This window comes from uncultured Roseibium sp. (assembly GCF_947494555.1).
In the GTDB taxonomy this organism is placed as follows: Bacteria; Pseudomonadota; Alphaproteobacteria; order Rhizobiales; family Stappiaceae; genus Roseibium.
In genome coordinates this window covers 258065-279940 of sequence record NZ_CANLVF010000002.1, presented here as the reverse complement: position 1 = coordinate 279940, position 21876 = coordinate 258065, and the positions used below count along the sequence as shown (strand labels likewise).

The window sequence follows — 21876 nt, the reverse complement described above, 5'->3', positions numbered from 1 at the left end:
GCCGTTGCCGCCTGTTCTGCTTTGGAAGGAGCATGGCAAATGGCGAATGAGAAGACCAATTTTCGAAAAGCGCGCGAACTCGGTGCACCGGATGTTACGGAACTCATAGCGACTGTGCCTTACCTGAAACGCCTGCTGTCGAAAGGGCAGGTTGCGCAGCTTCAAAGGGTCATTGATGCTGAGTTCCTGAACCCGGTCTATGTAAAGGAATTCCGGAAAGCGATCGAAGCTTCTGTGATTGGGCGCGGCGGAAACCTCGTTGCCTACGATCCGAAAAAGAAGCGGCGCGCCTATCGGATTCTGGACCGGCGAATAAAAGTTTCCGAACGGGACGCATATGTCCGGCTTGATCATAAAAAGATGCTGACGGCAGATGCCCTGACGCCTCGGACCAACAATCCCGACGAGGCTGATTACCTCCTGAAAGTACGCAACATCTTGAATGCTAAGGGTGTCTGGCTGCGGCTGCGAAGGCCTTATGACACTAGGAGACGGGACCCGACGCTCTGGGAATTCTGGTTTTCATTGGGGATCAAAGGCGATCTTGTCGAGACGAAGGATGCCATGATTGACCGGGAAGAGCTTCTTGGCGTTACCATGCTGGGAGCCGGTTATTACCGCTCCGTTCTAACGGGACCCGTTCAATCCAAGCTGAAGCGCGCCTCAGATCGTACACACACATTTTTTGAAAACACCTGGGACAAACATCAGGAACTTGCACGCAATAGGCGCGAGCAACCTATCGCGGCATTTACCGCCGACGTCATCGGCGGTGGATCGCTGCCAAGTCAATCGATCTGGATCCTTCCGCGAAAGTATCAGGAAAAGTACCGCGACGCCCTGGTCAGCGGAGATGTCGTCAAAGCGCAAATCTACATGCTGGTAGCGTTGTGCCTGATCGAGCAAAACGCCCGCTTGCTGGCAGACTATCTATCCAGAACCATCGATGGAGCCGAACAGGCTCTTGCCGTGTTTCAGGTCGTCGAAAAGATCATCGATACGTTTGAAATCGTGGCATGCGTCACCGGAGTGGGTTTGGGATATAAATTGGCAAAAACTGCTGGAAAGAAGCTCGTCAAAAGAACCGCAGGAAAAAGTGTCGCCAAAAGAAAGGTAAAGCGCCGTGCTCAAAACGACAGGCTCAACGACCTATGGGCAGAGATTGAAACCAAAAAGCGGCAGCGCGATCCTGCCGCGATCATGACGGATGCCGAACTGGCGGAGGTCAGGGCGGTTCTGCAGCCAGGTTCAAACACGCTCGGCACCATGAAGGCCGGACATAGCTCCGGGTATGGCAAGGGGTATCATTCCTATCCTTGAGACCAAGAGACTGTTGCCTGGGCTGTACGACACACACTTGCCCGGATAGAAAGTTCGCGCACGGGACTATCGCGCCCGCACGAGAACTACGCGATATTTAAATTGCCGATTTGGTGCCGTTGAATGTCAGGTGCTTTCCGGTGAAGAGGCGCAGAGCTGGATGGTCCGGAGAACACGGGAATGATCGAAACACTTGGGATTGTTGGCTACGGACAGTTCGGTGCTTTCCTTCAAAAAGTTGCCGAACGCTTTGTGCCCGGGATCCGTGTTCGCATTTTTTCACGACGCGCAGAACCAGATGATGACAGGTTCTTTTCTCTCGACGAGGTTTGCCAGAGCGACGTCGTCATAATCGCATCCTCGATCGGTCAGTTTGCTGCAACCCTGGAGGCCGTTGTCCCCAGGCTGGGTAACCGCAGCGTGCTGGTGGATGTGGCAACCGTGAAATTACATACGGCAGAGCTGCTGAAAGCACAGGCGGCTCGATCTGGGCGACCGTTGCGGTATATCGCGACACATCCAATGTTCGGGCCGCACAGCTATTCGAAAATCGGCCAGAGCCTGCAAGGCCTGAGCATCGTCCTGACTGATCACTCGCTTGAGCCGGCTGTCTACGATGACGTCAAGGCGGCACTAAATTCGATCGGACTGGTCGTTCTGGAAATGTCAGCGGATCAGCATGATCGGGCGTTGGCGGAAACTCTTTTTCTGACACATTACATTGGACAGGTCGTTACACATGGCGACTTCCTGCGCACCGAAATAGATACACTTTCCTTCGGGTTTTTGATGGATGCGGTCGAAAGCGTGCGCCAGGACGGAGACTTGTTCCGCGACGTTTTCCGCTTCAACCCGCATTGCCGAGCGGTCGTTGAGCGTTTTGAGGCGGCCGAGGCCAGGGTCGCACGAATGCTGGAAACGTTTGATGCGGACGATTGACGAGATTCAGAGTTGCAATTGCGAACCGCTCTCTCAATCTTGGCGGCAAAGGTGAGCCGTCAGGCGACCCAAGCACCGTCGCTATCCCGACAATCAGAGTGAATGCCACCGCGGTTTTTGGCGCTCGAAGAGATTGATTGAACTGCGTGCAAACACGCACCGTTTCTGTGTCTCTGTAGCACCTTTCACTGGGGCCCGGACACCGATGGTTCTCGCTTCGTTTGATGGCCTTGACGCCGATTTAGCGAAAATTTGACGTTTGACACAAAGCGCCGCCGGCATTTGTGACGGAGGCAAAACGGTCTCCGCCCGATCCTTCTCCCGTCAACGCTTACAGGAGAAGCGACATGAAAGAACTTGCACAGACCCTGCCGCAGATGAGCGGCGACCTCTTTGTCACGGATGGTGGCATCGAAACGACGCTGATTTTTGACTATGGGATCGATCTGCCACTCTTCGCCGCTTTCCCGTTGCTCGCCACTGGAGAAGGTAGAGAAACGCTGCGTCGCTATTACCGGAGCCATGCATCTGTCGCCGTGACACATGGAACCGGCTTCGTCTTTGAAAGCGCGACCTGGCGTGCAAGTCCGGACTGGGCCCGAAAGCTCGGTGTCAGCCTGGAAGATTTGGTGACGCTGAACCAACGCTCCATCTCCCTGATGGCAGAGCTTCGCGTGGAATTTCCGGGGCTGCGCAGTGTCCTGTCGGGATGCATCGGCCCGCGTGGTGACGGCTATGTACCCGGAGAGATCATGCAGCCTGCGGAAGCCGAGGCGTATCACGACGTCCAGATAGGTGCCCTCGCCACCACAGGTGCAGATCTGGTGACTGCGATCACCATCAACAACACTCCGGAAGCGATCGGTATCGTCCGAGCGGCACAAGGGCACGGCATTCCGGTCGTGATTTCCTTCACCGTTGAAACCGACGGGCGCTTGCCGACAGGTCAAACCCTTGGCGCGGCGATCAGCGAGGTGGATGCGAGAACCGACTTCGGGCCGGCCTATTTCATGCTGAACTGTGCCCACCCGGATCATTTCAGCGAAACCCTGCGCACAGGGGGAGAATGGCGCAATCGGATCTGTGGAATTCGCGCCAATGCGTCACGTCTCAGTCATGCCGAACTCGACGAGGCTGAAGAACTCGATGACGGCAACCCGGTCGAGACCGGACGCGACTATGCCGACCTCAAGAGTTTCATGCCGCAACTGGTCGTTCTCGGCGGATGCTGCGGCACAGATCACCGGCACATCGAACAGGTGTGTCTGGCGGCTAAAGACAGTCTGAGTGCTGCCTAGCGCCGAGGGGCGCCGGCACGAAGCGAACAAGCGTAAAATCGAGGAAAGAAAATGAAACGTTCAAGCTGGTCCTTTGCCGGGACGCTGGTCCTGGCATCGGCAATTGCCTTCGCTCTGGCCTTCGCACTTGATACCGATCAATCCGTAGCCGATGGCTGTGGAAAATTGCAGAGCGGTTCGGACGAATTATTCGTGCATGGAACATCATCCGGAACGCGGGTTGTCGGCGACTTGCCGGGCACGATTGTTATCAATCTCGCGGCAACCGGTACTGCGGCAAAAAAATCTTATTTTTCAGTTGATAAGCGCCATCGTCCCGCCTGGTGGCGGTCTTCCGGATCTGCTCGAAAAGGTGACAAAAAGAGACCTTTACGACGTGACGGTCACTGAAGGAGGAGCACGATGTTCACTCTGTCCCTGAAGGCTATGTTGGGTTCCACAGTGGCGTTTGCAGCGATTGCGACTGCCACGGCAGGTGAGTTGCCGAACCCATTGAACGATACCGATTATCTCGACAATGGCACCCCAGAACCGGCTTTGGTCGAGCTTGGCCGAATGCTCTTTTTTGACCCGATCCTGTCGGGAAACCGAAACATTTCCTGCGGCACTTGTCACGATCCAGGCCGGGGGACCGGCGACGGCGTGCCCCTGTCGATTGGCGAGGGCGGCGAGGGTTTCGGAGCTGAGCGCCGTACCGGTTCCGGCGGCGTCACGGGCCGTGTGCCACGAAACGCACAGCCGCTTTACAATATTGGAGCCCGCTCCTACAGGGCCTTCTTTCACGACGGTCGCCTGGAGCCCGATCCGGCCGGTGTCTTCAAGAGCGGGTTCTGGAGTCCGGCCCGCGAGCATCTTCCAGAAGGGCTCGTCAGCCCGCTCGCGGCTCAGGCAATGTTTCCGGTTCTTTCACCCGTCGAAATGGCGGGACAAAAAGGCGAAAACCCGGTGGCGACCGCCGTTGCGGAGGACAGGCCGACAGACGCCTGGGATCTTCTGGCAGACCGGCTTTCCGAGCTTGCCGAGTATCGTGAAATGTTCCGTGATGCCTTCGGAACCAGCGAGATTTCGTTCGTTCAGGCGGCCAATGCACTCGCAGCGTTTCAGGCAGTTGCCTTCCGGTCAAACGGCAGCCCGTTCGAGCAAACTTTGCGCGACGGCGCTTTCGGGAGGTTGAGTGACGATGTCTGGTCAGGCGTCAATCTGTTTTACGGGCGCGCTGGTTGTGACAGCTGCCACTCGGGCCCGCTTTTGACGGATCACAGTTTTCACGCAATCGCGATGCCGCAAACCGGCCCCGGAAAAGGGCATGGCGCCGACACAAGCTACTGGCGCGCGAGCGGTTTCATGGATCGCCTGGAGGATGAGGGACGTTTTCGCATTACCTTCGAAAAGGAAGACCTATTCGCCTTCAGGACCCCGTCGCTGTTGAACGTTGCCCTCACGGGCCCCTGGGGACATTCAGGTGCCTTTGACACGCTCGAGGCTGTCGTCCGGCATCATCTTGAGCCGGAAGTCTCGTTGAATGGCTACCGTGGCAAGGCGTTACCAGAACTCGACGCAGTCATCGAGCAAACTGGCAAGGGATCAAGGCTGATCTTCAGACCGATGAACCCGGCCCGCAGAAACGCATACAACCGCCGGGATAGCTGGGTCCAGTCGAACAAGCACCTCACGAAGCGAATTGCAGATGCAAACGATCTTGCGGCGGTTGACCTCAGTGACAGGGAGGTTGGGCAGCTGGTCGCCTTCCTTGAGGCGCTCACCGATCCGGCGATGCAAGACAGGCAGGATTTGATCCCGGTACGCGTACCGTCCCGCCTGCCGCCGCAGCCACCGCCTCACAAAGGCAAATAAAGAAAACGCTCAAACACTGTTCCGGTGACCCGTTCTGGCACCGGGCCTTGTCCGGTCGGCGAGAAGCTGACCACCAGGCTCTGGCACCAACTTGGTCAGGGCACCCAACACCCAACCCAGGAAGGAAATCACATGAAACGAACACTTCTGGCAATGTCGCTTGCGCTTTCGGCCGCAATGCCCTCAATGGCCGACGACGCCGTACAAATGGTTTCGGCCGATGCCGCGTATGACATGGATGAAAGCATGTCGCTCGCCTTCATTTTTCACATCGATGAAAAACTGGCCGAGCAGGATGTTTTCTTTGAAAAGGTTGCGGGATCCGGTGAGGTGTTTCGCCCGACCGGGGCGACAAGGAACATGGATGCTCCGCTATTCGCACCAGCGGAGGCCGTTCCGCACACGCCCCTCCAGATAGAAAACACGGGCCCATGGCCGCGCGGCAAGGCGCTCGGAATGACTCTGGGCGAGTGGTTCTCGGCCAAGGGAACGGGAAACTATTCCTGTGCAAACGGCAAAGGTATCGTGAATCTCCGGTTTGAGAATCTTGTTCCGAACGGCCTCTACACTGTCTGGCACGATTTTGCGATCTGGCCGCCAACCGAGCCTTTTCTCGGATTTTACGACACTCCGCTTGGCTCCAGGGATGGTACAGAGAATGTTTTCACCGCGGACGAGAATGGCGATGCGAAATTCTTTCGTGTCATAACACCATGCCTTCAGTTGACCGGCGAACAACTGATCGCGGAGTTGGCGATCGCCTGGCATAGCGACGGTAAGACGCACGGGCCGATGACAGGTGAATTTTCTACCCAGACACATGTCCAGATGTATGTGCCACTACCCAAGCGGACCGGCCTTTGAACGTTGTGGGACTGGTCCGATACGAATGATCGGACCTATCCTGAAGAAACGAGCGGCCGTTCCGCGAGCGGCCGCAACGCCCTGAGGAGGGTTTCATGAACTACAAGATACGCCATGCCGAGCCTGCTGATGCGTTTGGACTTCACGTGATACTGACCAGCCCGCACGTCGTTCAAGGGTCGATGCGGTTGCCTTACATGCGTCTCAAAAACACGGAAGACCGCTTGTCGGCGGATCCGAACATGGTGCAGATAGTCGCCGAAGATGACGGCAAGGTAATCGGTTTCGCAGAACTGGTTTTGCATCATCAAATACCGCGCGCAGCTCATGCTGCAGAGCTTAACATGGTCGTGACACATGGCGAGCGGCAAGGCGAGGGTATTGCCCGCTCTCTTATTGAGGAGCTGATCCGGCTTTGCGACGGGTTCTTCAGGATCAGACGCCTCAGCCTGATCGTCTGGGTGGACAACACGCGGGCCATAAAACTCTATAAGCACCTCGGGTTTGAGGAAGAAGGATGCATGCGTGACTACGTTCGCACTGAGGATGGCTACAGCGATGCACTTCAAATGGCGAGAATGTTTGCTGGCTAATTAGAGCGTCGCCCGTGAACTTGCCTTGGCATGATATGCCAGGGAACTTGCGGCCTATACTGGCTCTTGTTTCAACCCCGGAAATCCGTCTCCGAGGTCCCAGAACAATCCAGTCATCATCTCAAGGCCTTCTTTCATCAGGTGGGGTAACACATGTTCGTCCGGGGCATGCTGGGAGCATCCGGTATAGCTGTGCGGCACCCAGATTGTCGGCATGCCGATGATATTGAGAAATATGTCGTTCGGCAGGGAACCACCCGCGTTCGGGATGACCGTGACGCTCTTGCCTGTGGTCCTTGTGATCGAATTGACCGCCCATTCAACTGCTGCATGGTCCGGATCAAGCCGCGATGCGCGTAACATCGACATCCGCGCGGGTTCAACCGAAATGCCCTCGAAACCCCGGTCTTTCAGATGTTTTCGGATCAGCGGCAGAAATGTATCGGGATCGGTGTCGACAACAAAACGGATTTGGCAGATGGCCTCGGCGAAGGGCGGCACCGCGTTTTGTGGCTTGTCAGGGTCGCCGGTAATGAAAGACAACACTTCGAAAGTGTTCCAGCCGAACACTTTTTCAGCTCCGCTCAAACCCTGTTCACCCCACCAGGGATCAATGTCCGGATCACCGGGTCCTGAGGTCACGGTCACTTTGGCAAGCGCATCGCGTACCGAGTTTTTGATGCTGGTCGGTTTCAGGCCAGGATGCAGGATCTCGCCATTGCGGCTCACGAGGGTTGTAAGCGCATGCATCAGTACGATTGCCGGGTTGGCCAAAAGGCCGCCCCAGTTGCCGGAATGATGGCCTCCTTCGCGATACTCAAGCCTGAAACGGATATTTAACCCGCCGCGCGTTCCAAGCTTGATGTCGGGCCCGTCAGTTGAAAAGCGTGGCCCATCGGACGCGAGAAGAAGGTCTGCCGCCAGCATATCGCGATTGTCCCGGCAAAAGTCGGCGAGACCCGGTGAACCCATTTCCTCCGCCGTTTCGATCAGAAACGTGACATTGTATCCAAGCTTGCCCCGCGTTTCGATGACATGGCGCAGTGCTTCCATGTTGATCGTGTGTTGTGCCTTGTTGTCCGCTGTGCCGCGCCCGTACCAGCGCTCGCCTGAGGACGTTTGAGCTGCGACCAGTTGCCAAGGGTCGCGTCCCTCGCTCCATCGTCCGTCCTCGCCGGGCACGGTGTCGCCATGCCCGTAGCAAAAAAGCGTCGGAAGCGTGGGATCCTCCAGGCGCTTGGCCACCAGGAATGGCGCGCGCTCGAGCATGTTGTTGGGATGTATGTTGACGGAAAAACCCATTGTTTCGAAGCGCTGGCGCAACAGCTCATCGAGATAGCGTTTCAGCTCATCCTTGTGCTGGTCTTCCCGGCTGGACGTTTTCACAGCTATTCTGTCCGCCAGTTCGGCCTGAAATCCGCCGTCTTTGAAAAACCGGGACACCGCATCGATTGCGGCCTCGCGCGTGGTCATGGTCGAATACCTCTGGTTTGCTTTCTTATCAGGTGTCGCGGCGTGCCAGTCTCACTGCTGTTTGTCCGCGCCACAAGCGTTTGGACGGCATCACCAGCATGAGATCATCCTCGGGTGTAATAACCGGATTTTCTCCGTCGTGGCCGAGCAGGGTGCCTTTCTCGGCGATGATTTCACCACCGGAGAAGTCTCTCGCAAAAACGAATGCTTCATTTTGGATCGTCACGGCCTCGACGACGGTAAACGCGGACTGAGGCGGGGGCAGGTTGGTGTAGCGTTCCAGTGCATCAGCTGACAGCACGCCTGTCGCGACCAGAAACCGGATAGCTGCCTCTTCTGCCAGATCACCCGCAGACGCTTCCCAGTGTTGGCCGCACTCGATCAGCAGTGCAGTGTTCTTTTCACGCGGATCATCGAAACGGCCATAGTCGCGCATGCGCCGGCCCGCTGCGTGACCGGCATCGCCGACGACGCGTTCAGGAACACCGACGGCGGCTGCAAGCGTCTTGGCTCGAACATGTCGGCCTGACATCATGAGCGGAGGTGCCAGATGCTGCATACTGTGGATGTCGAGTAGACAGTCGATCTCAGCCAAAGCTGGACGAACCTCTCTGGCGCGGCGCAATTCGACGCTGTCGCGCTCACCTTCAAGTGTCTCGATATCCCAAACCCTGTTGAAATCTTCGTCGATCCAGCGGGTCGCATTCGGGTCAATCGGATCGAACGCCTCATAGGCTGCAATGTTCATGAATGCCAGCGTCAGAGATCCCGCCACGGGTCTGATGGCCTCTTGCAGGAGCTTGTCCAGCGCAATGGCACCGCATGGTTCGTTGCCGTGAACAACCGCACTGAGCATGACCTTCGGTCCAGGCATGCCGCTGTCATACCGCCAGACATAGGGTATGCCGGTATTACCTTCCTTGTAAGGAGAAAGATCGGGAGGCGTGAGTTCGACCGGGTATTCGTTTGGAATATTGATTTCGGCCACGAGATCGTGCTCCTTTTTAAAAAGACCGGAACAGGGAGTGAGGCTGGTGCGGACACCCAAGGTTGCTCTGCTTGGAATGATTTTGGAATCGAACCGCTTCGCGCGGCCTGCAGGCGAAGACGATTTCCGTTCGCTGACATGGCTTGAAGGGGACGAACTTCTGGCGGAGGCGCGCGCCACGACGCCATCCCTGGCATCCGAGTTTGCGGCTTTTGTGCACGCGATGGACGTCACCGGACCATGGCAGCCGGTACCGTGCACGCTGGCGGCCAGTCATCCGGCCGGTCCCGTTGAACGGCGCGTGTTCGAAATGGTGCGCGGTGAGATCATCGACCGGCTTCGTAGGGACGGACCATTCGATGCGGTCTATATCTGTAATCACGGAGCGATGGTCGCCGAACACAGCCATGATCCGGACGGAGACTTGATGGCCGCTGTGCGCACTGTCGTTGGTCCGGAGCCGATCATCGTCACGACACTCGATCTCCACGCGAATGTTTCCTTCAAGATGGTCGAAGCCTGCGATCTGATTGTGGGCTACAGAACCAATCCACATGTCGACATGATGGAGCGCGGGGAAGAGGCAGCCTTTTCTCTGAGACGCTGTCTTTTCGATGACAAACGGCCGCAAATTGCGCTCAAGCGCCCGCCTATCGTCCCATCGTCCGTTACCCTTCTGACTGCAGAAGCGCCCTATGGAGAATTGATCGATTTCGGACAGCGACGACAGGCTGAGCTCGGCGGCGCAGTCCTGAATGTCTCCGTTTTCGGGAATTTCGTGTTCGCCGACACGCCCGACAACGGATTGAGCGTCGTTGTGACAGCGCGCGAGGATCAGGTGATTGCGGAAAGCCTGGCTTCCGAAATCGCAGATCGAGCCTGGTCGATACGTGAAAAGTTCTTGAGAACTCTTACGCCCGTCGATGAGGCGGTGCGACTGGCAACAGAGCCAAAACGAGCGCCGGTTATCTTCTCGGATGCGGGCGATAACCCGGGTGGGGGCGGCTCGGGTCGCACGACGGAGTTGCTCGCCGCCTTGCATTCCGCCGGTGCCCGGAATGTCTATTTCGGATCGTTCTTCGACCCTGACCTTGCCGCTGAAGCCCATCAAATCGGTGCTGGTGCAAGCTTCACCGCTGTGTTCAACCGCAATGCGGGATCTGCAGTCTGGGAGAAGTGGGATCACAGGTTTGAGGTCCCGGCAAAAGTGCTCTCGCTTCATGACGGCAACGTTGTTGGTGAGCGCGGTATGACAAAGGGCCGGAAGCTTCATCTCGGACCCTGCGCCGCGCTTGATCTTGGCGGCGTACGCGCGGTTGTCATTTCCGACCGGGCTCAGACGGCTGATCCGGTGTTCTTTCACATGCTTGGCCTGGATGTCGGTGGCGCACAGTGTGTCGTCGTTAAGTCGCGTGGGCACTTTCGCGCAGGCTTCGACAAATGGTTCGAGTCGGAACAGGTACATGAAATCGATACCGCAGGCCTGACAAGCCCGGTGCTTGAACGCTGGCCGTTCAAATTCATTCCGCGCCCGAGTTTTCCGCTGGATCCTGACACCGTCTGGAAAGACAGAAGTCACAACTGAACTGTCTCCGAATATTCGTCTGGCGGGGTGGTGTCCTGGACATATTCCATGAATTGCCTTGCAAATTCTGAGGGTTGGCGTCCGGACGGCAACACAAAGCTCGTGTGATACGTGATGGGAGCGTCGAATGGCCTTACTGAAATGTCCGGCATGCCACCAGAAAGGACCGGAAAAGGATTGAGCAGAGTGACGCCGAGACCCTCACGAACAAGCTCAAGCGCGGCCATATTCGTGGCGGTTTCTGCCACTGTCCTTGGGCGAACGCCTGCGCGTGCAAATACCTGTTCCGTTATCGCTCTCGTCCCGAGACGTCGCAGAAACTCAATAAGTTCCACGTCTTCCAGATCCGATGGGGAGACAATTTCCTTTTTCTCAAGCGGATGTCCGCTCGGCATTGCACAGACGACATGAGACTTGCGCCATGGAATAAGCGTGACCCCTGTACGTTGGATCATCGCGCTGGTCAGGCCAAGGTCGTAGCGCAGATCAAGAATGCCGGAGACAAGAACGTCCGTTGCCTGGATGTCCAGTTGCAGGTGCTTTCCCGGGTTCTGTTTCAAGAAGGCGGCCACGCGCTTGATAACGAAATTATGCGCTAGTGTCGGCGGCACAATCAGACGTAGTGGTTCTTCGTCAGCCGCCGCCCATTCGGCGCCTTCAATCAACGCCAGTGTTTCAAAAAGCGGGTCCAGTTGCTCGTTCAGTCTGAGCGCAGCCGTTGTGGGTTCTATTTTCCCCGAGCTGCGCAGGAAGAGGTCGCGGCCGACACGCTGTTCAAGTTGCCCAAGGGCGCGGCTGATGGACGATTGTGAAACACCAAGCCTGCGTGCCGCACCTATGGTTGTTCCGGTTGTCACCAGCGCTCGAAGCGCTTCCATTTCTCGCAGTCGGTGTCGGGGTTCTGCCATCGAGAAGATTTCCGGTGCATAGGCACGGGGCTGCAGTCTGGATTGCCCTATGCAAAAATGCATTAACTTTGGTGTTGGCAATGAATTTTCTGCAAGCTAACATCTTTTCCATCGTGCGGCAAAAGTCCGGATAAGGACACCGTGCTTCCGAGGGAGTTACATAGTCATGAGAAAACTTTCAGCTGTCGCGGTGGCGACGGTAAGCGCGCTGGCGTTGTTCACTGGAGCGGCGCTGGCGGAAAAGCTCACCATCGGGTTGGCTTCAGAGCCGACATCGATGGACCCACACTTTCACAATCTCGGACCGAACAATGCAATGTCGGTCCATATCTTCGATCGCCTGATTGCGCAGGACGAGAAACAGCGTTTGTCGCCGGGGCTTGCTGTGTCCTGGAAGCCGATTGATGATCTGACCTGGGAATTCAAGCTGCGCGAAGGCGTGAAGTTCCACGACGGCAGCGATTTCACGGCGGACGATGTCATCTGCACGATGGAACGCGCACCGGAAGTCCCGAATTCGCCTTCTGGATATGGCACTTACCTCAAGGGTAAGAGCTTCAAGAAAATTGACGACTACACCGTTCACGCCATCACTGAAGCGCCTTATCCGCTGATGGCCAATGACATTTCCACGATACCGGTGATTTCCGACAGTGCGGGGTGTGGCGCGGCGACAGAAGACTTCAACGCTGGTTCAGCGTCCATAGGAACCGGTCCGTTCAAATTTTCTGACTACAAGCCTGGCGAAAGCATCACGCTCGTTCGCAATGACGACTATTGGGGTGATGCTCCGGCCTGGAGCGAAGTTGAATTCCGTCCGATCAAGTCCGGACCGAGCCGGGTCGCAGCCCTGCTGGCCGGTGATGTCGACATGATCGCAGGTGTACCGACCACCGATATTTCGACGTTGGAAGCAAAGGACGATATCCAGCTCAGCCAAGGTGTCTCGAATCGCGTGATTTACCTGCACATGGATCAGTTCCGCGAGAATTCGCCCTTCGTTAAGGGCAACGACGGCAGCGAGATCAAAAATCCGCTGATGGACCAGCGTGTCCGTCTCGCGATCTCCAAGGCAATCAATCGTGACGCGATTGTCGATCGTGTCATGGAGGGGGTTGCCATTCCCGCAGGCCAGCTTCTGCCAGAGGGCTTTTTTGGCGTCTCCGACAAACTGTCGCCTGAGGCCTACGATCCGGAAGCTGCGAAAGCATTGCTTGCGGAAGCCGGATATGGAGACGGTTTCCAGCTGACCATCCACGGTCCGAACGACCGCTACATCAATGATGCCAAGATTGCCGAGGCGATCGGTCAGATGTTGACCAGGGTCGGTATCAAGACCGCTGTTGAGACCATGCCGCGCTCCGTCTACTTCGGGCGTGCGTCCCGTGGCAGCCCCGACGGGCTTCCGGAGTTCAGCTTTATCCTGGTCGGATGGGGCGCGGGCTCCGGCGAAGCGTCTTCTCCTTTGAAGTCTCTCATCCACACCTTCGACAAGGACAAGGGCTTCGGATCTTCCAACCGCGGGCGTCACTCCAACGCCGAGATTGATGCGTTGATCGAGGAAGCTCTGCAGACCGTGGACGACGAAAAGCGTCAGGATCTTCTCGCAAAATCCACCGAAATGGCGATCGAGAATGTTGCGATCATTCCAACCCATTTCCAGGTGAATACCTGGGCGGCCAAGAAGGGTTTGAAATACACCCCGAGGACCGACGAATACACTCTCGCGATGGGTGTCGTGAAGGAATAACTGCAGATATCCGGGTCGCTGTGTTCAGCGCCCCGGTCCTTCCTCAAATCGAGAAAACCCAATGACTGTTTTCGTCATCCGTCGGCTGATGCAGGCGATCTTTGTCGTGTTTCTCATGTCGGTCATCGTCTTCTTCGGCGTGAACGTTGTCGGCGACCCGGTATACATGCTGGTCAGTCCTGACGCGGATCAAGCGGATATCGAAGCAGCGATCCGTCGTCTCGGGCTCGACCGGCCCATATGGGAACAGTATTTTTTGTTTCTGAAGGGCGCTCTGCAGGGCAATCTTGGGGACTCTTTTGTCTTCGGCGAGCCGGCGCTCAAACTGATCCTGCATCACATGCCGGCGACGCTGGAACTGGCATTCAGCGCACTGTTTCTATCGATCGTCCTTGGTATTCCGCTCGGCCTTTTTTCAGGACTCTACCCGGACAACCCTGTGTCGAAAGGCATCATGGCGGGATCCATTCTCGGCTTTTCGCTGCCGACCTTCTGGGTTGGTCTTATGCTCATTCTGCTGTTTGCAGTCGAACTCGGCTGGCTTCCCTCTACAGGGCGAGGTGACACAGCCTCGATCTTCGGGATCGAGACCAGTCTTGCGACGTGGGATGGCATCAGACACATATTCCTGCCGGCACTGAACCTTTCGCTCCTGAAAATATCGCTTGCGATCCGGCTTACCCGCGCCGGAGTGCGCGAGGCAATGGGGCAGGACTATGTGAAGTACGCGCGCGCCAAGGGGCTTTCGACCAGCCGGATCATCTTCGTACATGTCATGAAAAACATCATGATCCCCGTCGTCACGGTGATGGGGCTGGAATTCGGCAGTCTCATCGGATTTTCCGTGGTGACCGAAACGATCTTTGCCTGGCCGGGCATGGGTAAACTGCTGATCGACGCCATCTTGCAGCTCGATCGCCCGGTGGTCGTGGCTTACCTGATGATCATGGTCTTGTTCTTTGTCCTGATAAATCTGGTTGTTGACATCCTTTATTCAATCTTGGATCCGCGGGTCCGTCTTCAGGATCAGGGCGCATGACCGACAGCACGATACAATCCGTTGCTCCTGCGAGCGTCAAAGTCGAGACGCCATTTCAGCGCTTTCGCGCCGAGTTTTTTGAAAGCCGTATCGCGACCTGCGCGTTCGTCATATTCACTATCATCGTCCTGCTCGCGATTCTGGCACCCTGGATCACACCGCAAAATCCTTATGACCTGGCGCAGGTCGACGTGCTTGACGGCCGTCTGCCACCGGGATCAGAAGCGTTTGCCGGTTATACCATGTGGCTCGGATCGGATGGCGCGGGCAGGGACCTCTATTCAGCGATCTTATACGGGCTTCGAATTTCGATCTCGGTGGGCATCGCGTCGGGTGTGATCGCTTTGTTCATCGGCATGACTGTCGGCCTGCTCGCCGCATATGTCGGTGGCCGGACGGAAGCAATCATCATGCGCGTCGTAGATCTTCAGCTATCGTTTCCGGCAACGCTTGTGGCGCTGATGCTGGTCGCCGTCCTCGGTAAGGGAGTTGACAAGATCATCCTCGCGCTAGTCGTCGCGCAATGGGCCTATTATGCGCGAACGGTTCGAGCAACTGCGCTGGTGGAGCGCAGCAAGGAATATGTTGAAGCGGCCCAGTGTCTGGGGCTTTCCCGAATGAGAGTTGTCTTCGGACACATTCTTCCCAACTGCCTTGCGCCGTTGATCGTCGTTGGCACTGTGCAGACCGCGCATGCGGTTTCGCTGGAAGCAACCCTTTCGTTTCTCGGGGTTGGGTTGCCGCAAACAGAACCGTCGCTCGGTGTTCTGATCGCCAATGGCTTTGAGTACATGCTGTCCGGCCGATACTGGATATCGGTTTTTCCCGGAATTGCGCTCCTCCTGACTGTTGCGTCGATAAACCTGGTCGGTGACCAGTTGCGTGATGTGCTCAATCCGAGGCTGAAGAAATGACGGCAGTTCTGGAAGTGAGCGGATTGAAGACGCATTTCTTCACGCATGCGGGTGTCGTCAAGGCTGTCGATGGGGTCGACTTTGCCGTCAGCAAAGGCGAGGTCATGGGGCTCGTAGGAGAATCCGGATCGGGTAAATCCATCACGGGGTTCTCGATCCTCGGATTGATCGACCAGCCCGGAAGGATTGTCGAGGGAGCGATCCGTTTCAATGGCGACAACATTGCAAATGCACCCGAGGACCAACTCAAATCCATCAGAGGCAATCGGATTTCAATGATCTTCCAGGATCCGATGATGACGCTCAACCCGGTTCTGCGCATCGATACTCAGATGATGGAAGCGATCCTAGCGCATGAGAGCTTGCCTAAAAGGGAAGCCTGGGAACGATGCCGGAATGCGCTCGGTCTGGTTGGAATACCGTCACCGGAAGAACGCCTAAGGGCCTATCCGCACCAGCTGTCAGGCGGCATGCGTCAGCGTGTTTCCATCGCCATCGCGTTCCTGAACAAACCGGATCTCATCATAGCGGATGAACCAACGACGGCCCTTGACGTCACCATTCAGGCGCAGATCATTTTTGAGGCCCAGAAACTGACGCGGCAAACGGGAACGGCAATGATCTGGATAACACATGACCTTGCGGTCGTTGCTGGTCTCGCCGACAGGATTTCGGTGATGTATGCGGGGCGCATCGTCGAACAGGGTCAAACTGATGACGTCATCGATCGACCGCTTCATCCCTATACGGTGGGGTTGCTCGGGTCAGTTCCGACGGCGAACAACCGGGGAGAAAGACTGTTCCAGATTGAAGGCATGACGCCGAACATGCTGGCATTGCCGTCTGGGTGCGCCTTCGCACCGCGCTGTGCGTTTGCGAGCGACGCCTGCAAGGCACCGCCACCGGTCGAGCAAGTGGCGAACCGCGAATTACGCTGCTATCACCCGCAGGCGCAGGCGGTTGTGCAATGACGGAACCGTTGGTCGAAATCCGCGCTGTGTCAAAACGCTTTGCCAAGCGATTGGATGTCGCCGGAAAGATTGCCCAGAAACTTGGCGCGGGCGTGCGTGAGGAAGTCGTTCACGCGGTTGACGACGTCACACTGGATATTCGCGATGGGGAAGTCCTCGGGCTGGTTGGCGAATCTGGGTGCGGCAAGTCCACCCTCGGTCGCGTAGTCGCCGGAATTCATGCGCCGAGTTCGGGCCAGCTTCTCTTTCAAGGCAATGATGTCGCGACTCTCTCGAGCGCTGACAAGAAGGCTGCAACGCTCGCAGTTCAGATGATTTTTCAGGATCCGTTTGCCAGCCTGAACCCCAGAATGCGCGTCGAGGACATCATCGGTGAAGCTCCGAAGGTTCATGGCATTGTTTCGAGAAGCGAAGCGTCCGACTATGTCGACGACATCATGCGCAAGGTCGGTCTCGATCCGTCGTTGAAGCGGCGATACGCGCACCAGTTTTCAGGTGGCCAGCGCCAGCGCATCGGGATCGCGCGCGCGCTCGCAGTCAAGCCGAAGTTTCTCGTGTGCGACGAGGCAATTGCCGCACTGGACGTGTCGATCCAGGCTCAAGTCATCAACCTTTTCATGGACTTGCGCGAAGAGTTTGGGTTGACCTACCTGTTCATCAGTCACGATCTCAGCGTTGTTGAGCATATCGCAGACCGTGTAGCGATCATGTATCTCGGACGGATTGTGGAGAGTGCTTCGACGGAGGAAATCTTCAGCGCACCCAGGCACCCGTACACAAAGGCGCTCCTGGCGGAAGCGCCTCGTCTGGATCAGCGCAAGCGCGCCTTCGCCCCGATCGAAGGCGAGATTCCCTCACCATTGGCACCGCCAGACGGGTGTTATTTCAATCCGCGATGCCCGCATGCGCAAGACATTTGCCGTCAGAGCCAGCCACAGCTTGAGACATTCGGAGACGCTCACTCAGTTGCCTGCCACTTTTGGAAGGACATTTGAACGGAGCCAAGTGCATCGCCGGACGCGATTGATCCAGGCGTGACCGGCATCCGCGCGACATTGGAGGAAAGAATGAACAACACGGATCGAGTCTGGGATCTGATTGACGCGCGCCGGGAAGACTATGTCGGGCTGTCGGATCGTGTCTTCGACCTGCCGGAAATCGCTTATACCGAGTTCAAATCCGTCGCCGAACACAAGAAGATGCTGGAGCAGGAAGGATTTCACATCACGGAAGGTGTTGCCGGAATACCGACGGCTATAGTCGGCGAGGCAGGGGACGAAGGACCTGTGATCGCCATCCTAGGTGAATTCGATGCTCTCCCTGAATTGGGACAGGTTGCTGGTGTTGCGGAGCACCAACCGGTTGAAAATGGCGGGCCAGGGCACGGGTGCGGGCACAATCTCCTCGGCGCGGCCGCATTGCTGGCGGCGTCTGCCGTCAAGGACTATCTGAGCGAGCGGGGCATCAAGGGACGTGTGCGTTACTACGGCTGCCCGGCAGAGGAGGGCGGTGCGGCCAAGACCTTCATGGTGCGAGAGGGCGTTTTTGACGATGTGGACGCCGCGATTTCCTGGCATCCGGCAACCTTCACGGCGGTCAATGAAGCCAGGTCGCTTGCCAACACGCGCATCGATTTCACCTTTCACGGCCGTGCAGCTCACGCGGCCGGCGCCCCTGAACTTGGACGGAGCGCGCTTGATGCCATTGAGCTGATGAATGTCGGTGTCAACTATATGCGTGAGCATATGCCCGACGAAGCGAGGGTGCACTATGCCTATCTGGATGCAGGCGGCATTGCCCCAAACGTTGTGCAGTCCAAGGCGACTGTGCGCCAACTTGTCAGGGCGCGGGATCTTTCCGAACTGCGCAGTTTGATTGAACGTGTACGCAAGATCGCGGAGGGCGCTGCCCTGATGACGGAAACGAAAGTCGAGACAAACGTGGTCAGCGGGGTTTCCAATCTCCTCGGCAACCGGCCACTGGAAGAAATCATGCAGAGGAACCTGGAGCGGCTCGGTGCGCCGGAGTTTGACGATCATGACCGGGAGTTCGCGGAAAAAATCCGTGCGACCCTCAGTCAGGACAACATCACAGTCTCGTTCAGAAGGATCGGTGCGGAAGTGAAACCGGATCTTGCCCTTTGCGATTTTGTTGCGCCGCTTGACCGGCACAGCGAGGGTGGGGAAGGTTCGACCGACGTCGGTGATGTCAGCTGGGCTGTCCCGACGGTTCAGGCGCGGGTTGCCACTTGCGCAGTCGGCACACCGTTTCATACCTGGCAGCTGACTGCTCAGGGCAAAGCCCCGGCGGCGCACAAGGGCATGACCCACGCGGCCAAAATAATGGCGGGCACAGCAGTTGATCTGTTCGAGGACAGCACCACTCTACAAAGCGCAAAAGATGCCCACTTGAGAAAACTGGAGATTGACCCTTACGCCTGTCCGATCCCGGATGATGTCGAACCACCGCTTAAAGCCATGAGCAATCAGTGATCGGAAACAGGCTGCCTGTCGCGTGAGGATCCCGTTCTCTGGTGATACCTTAAAAAAGATCGTTAAATATTTGAAAAATATAGATGTTCGACACGTTTCATTCGAGATCTTCGAGGGTCGTTGAAACCGATCCCTTGTTGCTCAGGCCTTTAAACGTGTGCACATTTGATTGATGCTGCATTCTCACGCGTAAGCGCAAACTCGCTTAGGTCAATCCAGGTTGTTTCGAAGACTGGTGAGTGCGGTTGCCAACTGGTTGGCAAAGCGGGCAGAGGCAACCGACAGCGTCCGGCCACGCATCTGCATCAGAGCGAGAGTGCCATAGGGAACGTCTTCCTTGGGCAGGGGTCTGAACACCAGACGGTCATCTCCTGAAATATTGAGCCCGATGGGAAACTGAAACCCGACCGCGCGTTCATGCTGCACATAGTGGCGCATGAACTCGAAGGAATCGGCCTCTGCGATAGGCTCCATTTTCTGGCTCATGCTGGCGACTGCCAGATCGAGCAGGTACCGGATGCCGATGCGCTTGGGTGGAACGACATGAGCGTATCCGAGACAGTCGCGCAGGCGCAGTTTCTTTTTTGTCGCCAATGGATGGGTCTTTTCCATGACGGCGTAAACAGGTTGTTCCACGGCCAAAAGAACATCAATGTCGCCGATGTGAACCGGTTCGAAAACAAGCGCCAGATCGCTTTCGAATGCGCGCAGATCCGCTTCCGCAGCATCCCTGTCTCTGACATGAACGGAAAACGACACGTCCGGATGCTCGGCTCTATAGGCCGCAATCTGCGCCGGCATGAAGTACGGCTGAATCGCCTGCGAACACGCGATGCTGACATGTCCCCGGCGTAGGCCGGAAAGGTCCGCGACCTGGCTGCGAACCCGATCCAGATCAGCCATTTGGCCGCGGATATGCTGGATCAGCAGTTCACCGGCCGGGTTGAGGCGGACGCCGCCGTGCAGCCTCTCGAAAATCGCTGCACCGAATTCTTCTTCAAAGCCCAGGATACGGCGATTGAGCGCCGATGACGTGATGTGCATGTCTTCCGCTGCCTTGCGGATGGACCCGGCTCTTGTCACCGCATCGATCAGCTTAAGCGTCTGAAGGTGTTTCATATTCAATGCCTTAGATCTGGTGCTGCAAATTACGAAGCATAAAGCTGCAAAAATAGCAATAGAAGTACGCACCGATAAATCGCATCGTGGTGACGAGTGGAAAGGGCATTTCTCCGCCTTCCTTCCAAGAGGGGATTACTATGACCTATAATTCTTCACGCCGCGGGTTCTTGAAGGGCGCCGGCGCAACAGTGCTCGGAGCATCCGTTTTACCGTTTTTGAAAGTCCTTCCGGCCTCAGCTGCCGGCAATGACGTTGTGGTGGCCGTTACCGGACAGACGATCAACAGTCTCGACATTCATCGCACGGGAACGAACAGGCCAAGCTATCAGGTGGCGGTCAACGTCTATGACCGACTTGTCAGTTTCGGCACCAAGACGCTCGAGGACGGCAGCCTGTCCTATGATTACTCCGTGATTGAACCCGAGATCGCCGAAAGCTGGGAGTTCACCGATGACGGGATGGCCATAGTTTTCAAGCTGCGTCCCGCCGGAAAGTTCCAGGACGGATCGCCGATAACGGCAGCCGATGTGAAGTGGTCCTTTGACAGGGCGGTCAGTGTCGGCGGGTTCCCGACGGTGCAGATGAAGGCGGGGTCGCTTGAAAAACCCGAGCAGTTTGAAGCGGTTGATGACCTGACCTTCAAGATCAACCTGCTGCGCAAGTCCAAGCTGACTTTGCCGGACCTTGCCGTTCCCGTTCCAATGATCATCAATTCGAAGGTCGCAATCGCCAATGCGACCGACGAGGATCCCTGGGCAATGGAATACCTGCACAAGAACCCGTCCGGATCGGGAGCGTTCAAGGTCGCGTCCTGGAAGCCGGGTGAGCAACTCGTCTATGAGCGCAATGACGAGTGGACATCCGGCCCTCTGCCTTCCGTTAAACGTGTCGTTCTGAGGGAAGTTCCAAGCCCGGCCACCCGACGCGCGCTTCTGGAGCGCGGCGACGTCAACATGTCCTTCAACATGCCGAACAAAGACGCAAAGGAATTGTCCGAAACCGAAGACATCACGATTGCGACGACACCGATCGAAAACGCCATTTACTGCCTGTGTCCGAACCTGTCGTTCGAGCCCTTCAAGGACAAGAAGGTGCGTCAGGCAATTGCATGGTCCGTACCTTATGAAGAGGTGTTCCAGACGGCTGCCTATGGCCGGGGCGCACCCATGTGGGGTGGTGCTTCCACGACACCGGCAGATATCGCCTGGCCGCAGAAGTTCCCCTATTCGACGGATCTCGACAAGGCGAAAGCGCTTCTGGAGGAAGCCGGTCACGGATCCGGTTTCGAAGTCCCGCTTTCGATTTCGCTCAGTCAGACCGACTGGATGGAACCGGCTGCGCTTCTGATCCAAGAAAATCTCGCCAAGATCGGCATCAAGGCGACGATCGAGAAAATCCCGGGCGCTAATTGGCGCACCGCCTCGCTCGTTGAAAAACGGCTGCCGCTTCACCTGGAAACGTTTGGCGGATGGTTGAATTACCCCTGCTACTATTTCTTCTGGGCGTATCTGGAAGGTCACCTGTTCAATTCATCGAACTATCGTAACGAGGAAATTGAAACGCTCACCGGCGAAACGCTGCACATGAATGTCGACGATCCGGATTACGCGCCCAAGATCAAGCGTATGATCGAGATCGTGTGGGATGAAGTACCGCGCATCGCGCTCTGGCAGCCGGCTTTGAATGTCGGCACACGCGAAGTCTCCGGCTACGAGTACTGGTTCCATCGCCAGCTCGATGTGCGTGGTCTGGCAAAGAGCTGATCC

At 56.8% G+C, this 21876-nt stretch carries 19 protein-coding genes; 15 read left to right on the top strand and 4 right to left on the bottom strand.

Going from position 1 to position 21876, the window contains the following annotated elements:
- Positions 1–39: 39 nt before the first annotated feature.
- The 7 genes from Q0915_RS09865 (at position 40) to Q0915_RS09835 (ending at position 6868) form a co-directional block, all read left to right on the top strand.
- Positions 40–1320 (top strand): hypothetical protein, encoded by a 1281-nt coding sequence (locus tag Q0915_RS09865; protein WP_299470861.1) that lies wholly within the window; start codon positions 40–42, stop codon positions 1318–1320.
- A 180-nt stretch (positions 1321–1500) separates the two neighbouring features.
- Positions 1501–2259 (top strand): prephenate dehydrogenase/arogenate dehydrogenase family protein, encoded by a 759-nt coding sequence (locus Q0915_RS09860; protein ID WP_299470859.1) that lies wholly within the window; start codon positions 1501–1503, stop codon positions 2257–2259.
- Positions 2260–2606: 347 nt separating this feature from the next.
- Positions 2607–3557 carry a homocysteine S-methyltransferase family protein gene (locus Q0915_RS09855; RefSeq protein WP_299470857.1) on the top strand — a complete coding sequence of 317 codons (951 nt, stop codon included), beginning with the start codon at positions 2607–2609 and terminating at the stop codon, positions 3555–3557.
- 51 nt (positions 3558–3608) lie between these two features.
- Positions 3609–3947 carry a hypothetical protein gene (locus Q0915_RS09850; protein ID WP_299470855.1) on the top strand — a complete coding sequence of 113 codons (339 nt, stop codon included), beginning with the start codon at positions 3609–3611 and terminating at the stop codon, positions 3945–3947.
- Positions 3948–3959: 12 nt separating this feature from the next.
- Entirely contained in the window at positions 3960–5411 is a 1452-nt protein-coding gene (locus Q0915_RS09845) for a cytochrome c peroxidase (protein WP_299470853.1), read from the top strand.
- A 132-nt stretch (positions 5412–5543) separates the two neighbouring features.
- Positions 5544–6275 carry a hypothetical protein gene (locus tag Q0915_RS09840; RefSeq protein ID WP_299470851.1) on the top strand — a complete coding sequence of 244 codons (732 nt, stop codon included), beginning with the start codon at positions 5544–5546 and terminating at the stop codon, positions 6273–6275.
- Positions 6276–6370: 95 nt separating this feature from the next.
- The gene (locus Q0915_RS09835; protein WP_299470849.1) at positions 6371–6868 is read left to right on the top strand and encodes a GNAT family N-acetyltransferase; all 498 of its coding nucleotides are present in this window, start codon (positions 6371–6373) and stop codon (positions 6866–6868) included.
- A 54-nt stretch (positions 6869–6922) separates the two neighbouring features.
- On the opposite strand, the gene Q0915_RS09830 is transcribed toward Q0915_RS09835, so the two are convergent.
- Entirely contained in the window at positions 6923–8341 is a 1419-nt protein-coding gene (locus Q0915_RS09830; RefSeq protein ID WP_299470847.1) for a M20 family metallopeptidase, read from the bottom strand.
- A 28-nt stretch (positions 8342–8369) separates the two neighbouring features.
- Positions 8370–9329 (bottom strand): succinylglutamate desuccinylase/aspartoacylase family protein, encoded by a 960-nt coding sequence (locus Q0915_RS09825; RefSeq protein ID WP_299470845.1) that lies wholly within the window; start codon positions 9327–9329, stop codon positions 8370–8372.
- A gap of 46 nt (positions 9330–9375) precedes the next feature.
- Here Q0915_RS09825 and Q0915_RS09820 point away from each other — a divergent pair, with 46 nt between their 5' ends.
- Positions 9376–10914, top strand: coding sequence for a M81 family metallopeptidase (locus tag Q0915_RS09820; RefSeq protein ID WP_299470843.1), 1539 nt, complete (start codon positions 9376–9378; stop codon positions 10912–10914).
- On the opposite strand, the gene Q0915_RS09815 is transcribed toward Q0915_RS09820, so the two are convergent.
- The gene (locus Q0915_RS09815; RefSeq protein WP_299470841.1) at positions 10905–11822 is read right to left on the bottom strand and encodes a LysR family transcriptional regulator; all 918 of its coding nucleotides are present in this window, start codon (positions 11820–11822) and stop codon (positions 10905–10907) included. The two genes, Q0915_RS09820 and Q0915_RS09815, sit on opposite strands and share 10 nt — an antisense overlap.
- Before the next feature lie 166 nt (positions 11823–11988).
- On the opposite strand from Q0915_RS09815, the gene Q0915_RS09810 reads away from it, so the two are divergent.
- The 6 genes from Q0915_RS09810 (at position 11989) to Q0915_RS09785 (ending at position 18988) form a co-directional block, all read left to right on the top strand.
- Positions 11989–13572: an ABC transporter substrate-binding protein gene (locus tag Q0915_RS09810; protein WP_299470839.1), complete on the top strand. Its 1584-nt coding sequence runs from the start codon at positions 11989–11991 to the stop codon at positions 13570–13572.
- A gap of 61 nt (positions 13573–13633) precedes the next feature.
- Positions 13634–14611, top strand: a complete 978-nt coding sequence (locus tag Q0915_RS09805) for an ABC transporter permease (protein ID WP_299470837.1) — start codon at positions 13634–13636, stop codon at positions 14609–14611.
- Positions 14608–15525, top strand: coding sequence for an ABC transporter permease (locus Q0915_RS09800; RefSeq protein WP_299470835.1), 918 nt, complete (start codon positions 14608–14610; stop codon positions 15523–15525). The genes Q0915_RS09805 and Q0915_RS09800 overlap by 4 nt, the downstream gene beginning before the upstream one ends.
- The gene (locus Q0915_RS09795; RefSeq protein WP_299470833.1) at positions 15522–16496 is read left to right on the top strand and encodes an ABC transporter ATP-binding protein; all 975 of its coding nucleotides are present in this window, start codon (positions 15522–15524) and stop codon (positions 16494–16496) included. The genes Q0915_RS09800 and Q0915_RS09795 overlap by 4 nt, the downstream gene beginning before the upstream one ends.
- Positions 16493–17491, top strand: coding sequence for an oligopeptide/dipeptide ABC transporter ATP-binding protein (locus Q0915_RS09790; RefSeq protein ID WP_299470831.1), 999 nt, complete (start codon positions 16493–16495; stop codon positions 17489–17491). The genes Q0915_RS09795 and Q0915_RS09790 overlap by 4 nt, the downstream gene beginning before the upstream one ends.
- A 72-nt stretch (positions 17492–17563) precedes the next feature.
- Positions 17564–18988, top strand: coding sequence for a M20 family metallopeptidase (locus tag Q0915_RS09785; RefSeq protein ID WP_299470829.1), 1425 nt, complete (start codon positions 17564–17566; stop codon positions 18986–18988).
- Positions 18989–19198: 210 nt separating this feature from the next.
- Here the strand turns inward: Q0915_RS09785 and Q0915_RS09780 are convergent, their stop codons facing one another.
- Entirely contained in the window at positions 19199–20107 is a 909-nt protein-coding gene (locus Q0915_RS09780; RefSeq protein WP_299470827.1) for a LysR family transcriptional regulator, read from the bottom strand.
- A 140-nt stretch (positions 20108–20247) separates the two neighbouring features.
- Here Q0915_RS09780 and Q0915_RS09775 point away from each other — a divergent pair, with 140 nt between their 5' ends.
- Complete coding sequence (locus Q0915_RS09775; protein ID WP_299470825.1) at positions 20248–21873, top strand: ABC transporter substrate-binding protein; 1626 nt, start codon at positions 20248–20250, stop codon at positions 21871–21873.
- Positions 21874–21876 lie beyond the last annotated feature (3 nt).

Bases quoted from the DNA above. Each gene is read 5' to 3' on its own strand.
- Q0915_RS09865 (WP_299470861.1), top strand. From the start codon at position 40: ATGGCGAATGAGAAGACCAATTTTCGAAAAGCGCGCGAACTCGGTGCA.
- Q0915_RS09860 (WP_299470859.1), top strand. From the start codon at position 1,501: ATGATCGAAACACTTGGGATTGTTGGCTACGGACAGTTCGGTGCTTTC.
- Q0915_RS09855 (WP_299470857.1), top strand. From the start codon at position 2,607: ATGAAAGAACTTGCACAGACCCTGCCGCAGATGAGCGGCGACCTCTTT.
- Q0915_RS09850 (WP_299470855.1), top strand. From the start codon at position 3,609: ATGAAACGTTCAAGCTGGTCCTTTGCCGGGACGCTGGTCCTGGCATCG.
- Q0915_RS09845 (WP_299470853.1), top strand. From the start codon at position 3,960: ATGTTCACTCTGTCCCTGAAGGCTATGTTGGGTTCCACAGTGGCGTTT.
- Q0915_RS09840 (WP_299470851.1), top strand. From the start codon at position 5,544: ATGAAACGAACACTTCTGGCAATGTCGCTTGCGCTTTCGGCCGCAATG.
- Q0915_RS09835 (WP_299470849.1), top strand. From the start codon at position 6,371: ATGAACTACAAGATACGCCATGCCGAGCCTGCTGATGCGTTTGGACTT.
- Q0915_RS09830 (WP_299470847.1), bottom strand. From the start codon at position 8,341: ATGACCACGCGCGAGGCCGCAATCGATGCGGTGTCCCGGTTTTTCAAA.
- Q0915_RS09815 (WP_299470841.1), bottom strand. From the start codon at position 11,822: ATGGCAGAACCCCGACACCGACTGCGAGAAATGGAAGCGCTTCGAGCG.
- Q0915_RS09810 (WP_299470839.1), top strand. From the start codon at position 11,989: ATGAGAAAACTTTCAGCTGTCGCGGTGGCGACGGTAAGCGCGCTGGCG.
- Q0915_RS09805 (WP_299470837.1), top strand. From the start codon at position 13,634: ATGACTGTTTTCGTCATCCGTCGGCTGATGCAGGCGATCTTTGTCGTG.
- Q0915_RS09800 (WP_299470835.1), top strand. From the start codon at position 14,608: ATGACCGACAGCACGATACAATCCGTTGCTCCTGCGAGCGTCAAAGTC.
- Q0915_RS09795 (WP_299470833.1), top strand. From the start codon at position 15,522: ATGACGGCAGTTCTGGAAGTGAGCGGATTGAAGACGCATTTCTTCACG.
- Q0915_RS09790 (WP_299470831.1), top strand. From the start codon at position 16,493: ATGACGGAACCGTTGGTCGAAATCCGCGCTGTGTCAAAACGCTTTGCC.
- Q0915_RS09785 (WP_299470829.1), top strand. From the start codon at position 17,564: ATGAACAACACGGATCGAGTCTGGGATCTGATTGACGCGCGCCGGGAA.
- Q0915_RS09780 (WP_299470827.1), bottom strand. From the start codon at position 20,107: ATGAAACACCTTCAGACGCTTAAGCTGATCGATGCGGTGACAAGAGCC.
- Q0915_RS09775 (WP_299470825.1), top strand. From the start codon at position 20,248: ATGACCTATAATTCTTCACGCCGCGGGTTCTTGAAGGGCGCCGGCGCA.